Genomic DNA, 3,860 nt, shown 5'->3' on the forward strand with positions numbered 1-3,860 from the left:
TTTAATGATACCTATCAATTACAAACTCTCCAATAGAGCAAAGTGACCCTCTTACATCGTCATTTTCAATTAGCTCTATGGCCCCCAGGGCCTTCTCCACAAACCCCTTAGCCCTCCTCTTTGTTTCTTTAATTGCCGAGGTGGCTTCAATTATTTCAATGGCTTTTTTTATCTCTTCCTCAGTTAAATTTACATTCTCCACCACATTTTGTAAATATGCTCTCTGAGGAGTCTCTTTTAAAGCAAGAAATACAGGCATAGTAACCATACCGTCTTTTAAATCTATCCCAATTGGTTTTCCGAGAACCTTTTTGTCCCCTGAAATATCTAAAACATCATCATATATTTGAAATGCCATTCCCAAATTTTCACCATATCTTCCCAATGCTTCAATTTCAACTTTTTTCGCCTCTGAAAGTGTCGCCCCTATTAAACAGGCCGTGGAAAACAAAACGGCCGTCTTGCTCTTTATTTTAGCTAAATAATCATCCATTGTTTGATTTAAGCTGTAACGAGTTCTCATTTGATGAAGCTCTCCGACGCTCAGCGCTAAAACCGCTTCGGACATTACTTTCATAAGATAGGGATTGTCCAATTTTGAAAGAATCTCAAAAGCTATTCCAAATAAATAATCTCCCGCGGAAACAGCTGTCTTTTTATTCCACGCGGCATTAATTGTTGGAGACCCGCGACGCGTATCAGCTCCGTCTAAAACATCATCGTGAATTAAAGAAGCGGTGTGAACTAACTCAACGGCCACAGCCGCGTGTATTAGCTTGGACGCATCATATAAGTTTATCATCCCCGCCAGAAGAACAAGAATTGGCCTAAGTCTTTTACCTCCCGCCTTAAGCGTAGTTAAAGCTGCCTCGGCAAGCTTTCCTTCCTTTGAGGACACAACCCTTGTAAGTTCATCTTCAACTTGCTTTAAATCTTCTTTTACGCAAAGCGGTAATAAATGACCTTTAGACATTTTCACCTACAAATTTCATTTTACACCAACATGAACCGCCACGATTCCAAAGGTCAAATTGTAATATTTGACATCCTTGAAGCCGGCATCTTCCATAATTTTCTTCAATCTTTCCTGGTTGGGAAATTCTTTGATAGAATTTGAAAGATATTTATAAGAATCAAAATCTCCGCCAAACAATCCGCCAATTATTGGAAGAACGTAAGATAAATAAAAGAGATAGATAAACCTAAATAAAAAAAAAGGCGGATTAGAAAATTCCAAACAAACCGCTTTCCCCTGAGGTTTTAAAACTCTATGCATCTCACTAAAAGCCTTACTGATATGCTCGACATTGCGTATACCGAAGCCGACGGTTACACCATCGAAACAATTATTCTTAAAGGGAAGATTTTCAGCATCTCCCTGAATAAATTCTATCTTTTTATCCAGCCCCGACTTTGTCGTCTTTGTTTTTCCAAACTCAATCATTTTAGAGCAAAAATCAAGCGCCTTAATTTTGCTCCCGTTTAAATTTTTGGCCATCCTTATAGCCAAGTCCCCCGTTCCCGAACAAACATCGAGAAACTTGCCATATGAGATACCTCTGAATTGAGATACAGTGAAATCTTTCCAAAAATGATGAAGACCGAAACTTAAAAGAGAATTTGTTAAATCGTAACGTTTTGCTATTTTAGAAAAAGCAGACTGAACATATTTTTGTTTTGAATTCATTTGAGCCAATTTAATCCCCCGCCTTACTTGGTTTCAATAAAGCGCGGAGAACACCAAGGGGTCTAAAATTAAATAAGCTTAAATTGCGCAACCTGTTTCCGGAAAAAAGCTGGTTAAGCCAGTCAAGCTCCCTATATTTATTGGCATCCGGAGCAATGCTGTATTTATCAACTTTCTCTTTAAGTTCTTTTAGCTTAATTTCTCTAAGCTCAAAATCCTCAATAAGCATAATTTCATCTATTTGCTTCATAAGGTCCTTCTCATAATGAAGCCTTGCATCCACCTGTTTGGCTTCCGCCTCAGAAATCACATTATATTTTGCTTTAACTTTATTGATACCTATCATGGCATCATAAGTACTGTAAGCGTATTCATCTTGGGTCATCCACTTGGTCTCATAATTTAAAACATGCTTCCAGCTCGGCTGAAGAAGAGCCTGCCGATGCTCCTCGAGTGTTTTACATTTCAAGGTATATCCATACTTATCAGGATTTTCATAAATCAAACTCCCCGGGTCCAAGAAAGGAACCATAGGAGAAATGAACATCAAAATCCTCTTATCCCCGTTAAATTTTTGATAGAGATATTCACAATAGTTTGGAGTATCCAAAACAGACTCCGCGGTTTGATATGGCAAACCGGTCATGTAATAAATCTCAAAACGCTCAACATTGTTCTCAAGCGCCCAACCGATACTTGCTTCAACTTCCTCGTTGGTATATGTCTTACCGGAACCCTTGCGAACCTTGGGGTCGTGTGATTCCAAAGAAGCCCCCATGGCGTAGTGAGGGAAAGCATCTTTTATTTTTTTAAAGAAGTCCTCAGGAGGAGGCGTAAAAAATTCCAAGCCCACCTGGTTAGTAATTCCCTTTTTCTTCACGGCCTCAAAAAATCTATCGGCATATTCATCGCCCGCCTGCCTTAAATCTCCTAAAACAAAAGTTGGACTCTTCACGGTTTTTTGAATATTTGCTATATCCTCTGCTACAAGTTCAGGGTCGCGATAAGCAATTTTATTTCTTCCATAAAAATTCTTTGAAGTGTAAGCTGAGCCACCGCAAAATGTACAATTTTTAGTACATCCTTTGCAAGTCAATGCGGCAGTTGACGGAGTTTTTAACCAATCTTTCCAAGGTAAAGCCCCCACCATATCTCGATATTTTATAACCGACTTCATTATGTGGCTATAATCCATGGAGGTGTAATTTATATCTTTTGGCACATAAGTTATGGGATTTTCGTGAATATTGCCTTTATCATCTTTCCAGGTAAGATTGGGAATATCTTCTATCGATTTTTTTTCTTTAATACATTCAATGAGACGCCTTAGGGGTTCCTCGGTGCAATCGCCCCGCAAAACATAATCGACGCAAGAATAGGAAATTAATTCCCGGTGAAAATAAGAAGATGAAAGCCCTCCGAAGATAACGGGAATATCAGGATGGTATTTTTTAACAATTTTCGCGATTTCAATACTCCCGTGAGCATGAGGTAGCCAATGTAAATCTATTCCAAATGCCTTTGGCTTAAGAGACTTTATGAGTTTTTCCGCATCAAATTTTTTATCCTTCAACATCCTTACAGCGATATTTATGACGCGAACCTTATGGCCATAACGATTCAAATACTCAGCTATTGTGCTAAAACCAACCGGATACATCTCGAATATTGGTGCTGATGGTATTAAGTCGGCCACCGGGCCGTACATGATGGAGCGCTCCCGAAAATCATATACGCTTGGAGCGTGAAGTAAAATTAAATCTGTACTAAACAAAGCGACTACCTCCATTAAAAACTTACGAATTAAAGTATTTTACAGTAAAGACTTAAAATAAAAAAGAGAAGAAAGCCCTTCCGTTAATTTTCGAAGACAATCAATTTAAGCTGCTCCCTATCAGGCCCATTTGGTAATCCATCTAAAGCTTTTTTGGCAGAATCTTTGTAAGTTTCGATAATATCAATAGAGCTTCCCTTGGCTTCACGAAGTATCCCAAAGTTTAACCCAAAGAACTTTAAGGCCTCAATAATTTTTCCGTTTGCTCCCCCAATTAAAGCTCCAAGCCAACACGAAGTCTTATATAAGGCCGCTAACTCACTCAACCTTTCCAGCTCTTCCAAATCTTCCGAATTCCCCCTGGCAAAACTCGCAATGGTTTGAGCGAGAATATTGATT

The 3,860-nt window shown here is 38.8% G+C and carries 4 protein-coding genes; all 4 read right to left on the reverse strand.

Features of this window, described 5'->3' with window-relative positions; genetic code table 11:
• Position 1 precedes the first annotated feature (1 nt).
• On the reverse strand, positions 2 to 973 hold the full coding sequence (locus Q7U95_RS01520; RefSeq protein WP_308751517.1) for a polyprenyl synthetase family protein: 972 nt from the start codon (positions 971 to 973) through the stop codon (positions 2 to 4).
• 15 nt (positions 974 to 988) lie between these two features.
• On the reverse strand, positions 989 to 1,687 hold the full coding sequence (gene ubiE, locus Q7U95_RS01525) for a bifunctional demethylmenaquinone methyltransferase/2-methoxy-6-polyprenyl-1,4-benzoquinol methylase UbiE (protein ID WP_308751520.1): 699 nt from the start codon (positions 1,685 to 1,687) through the stop codon (positions 989 to 991).
• Between the two features lie 10 nt (positions 1,688 to 1,697).
• Complete coding sequence (locus Q7U95_RS01530; RefSeq protein ID WP_308751518.1) at positions 1,698 to 3,461, reverse strand: TIGR04190 family B12-binding domain/radical SAM domain protein; 1,764 nt, start codon at positions 3,459 to 3,461, stop codon at positions 1,698 to 1,700.
• A gap of 83 nt (positions 3,462 to 3,544) precedes the next feature.
• The coding region (locus tag Q7U95_RS01535) for a hypothetical protein (RefSeq protein ID WP_308751519.1) at positions 3,545 to 3,860 on the reverse strand (316 nt) is incomplete at its 5' end.

This window comes from Candidatus Oleimmundimicrobium sp., from assembly GCF_030651595.1.
In the GTDB taxonomy this organism is placed as follows: Bacteria; Actinomycetota; Aquicultoria; order UBA3085; family Oleimmundimicrobiaceae; genus JAUSCH01.

Coding starts and splice junctions, on each gene's coding strand:
- Q7U95_RS01520 (WP_308751517.1), bottom strand. CDS start 973: ATGTCTAAAGGTCATTTATTACCGCTTTGCGTAAAAGAAGATTTAAAG.
- ubiE (WP_308751520.1), bottom strand. CDS start 1,687: ATGAATTCAAAACAAAAATATGTTCAGTCTGCTTTTTCTAAAATAGCA.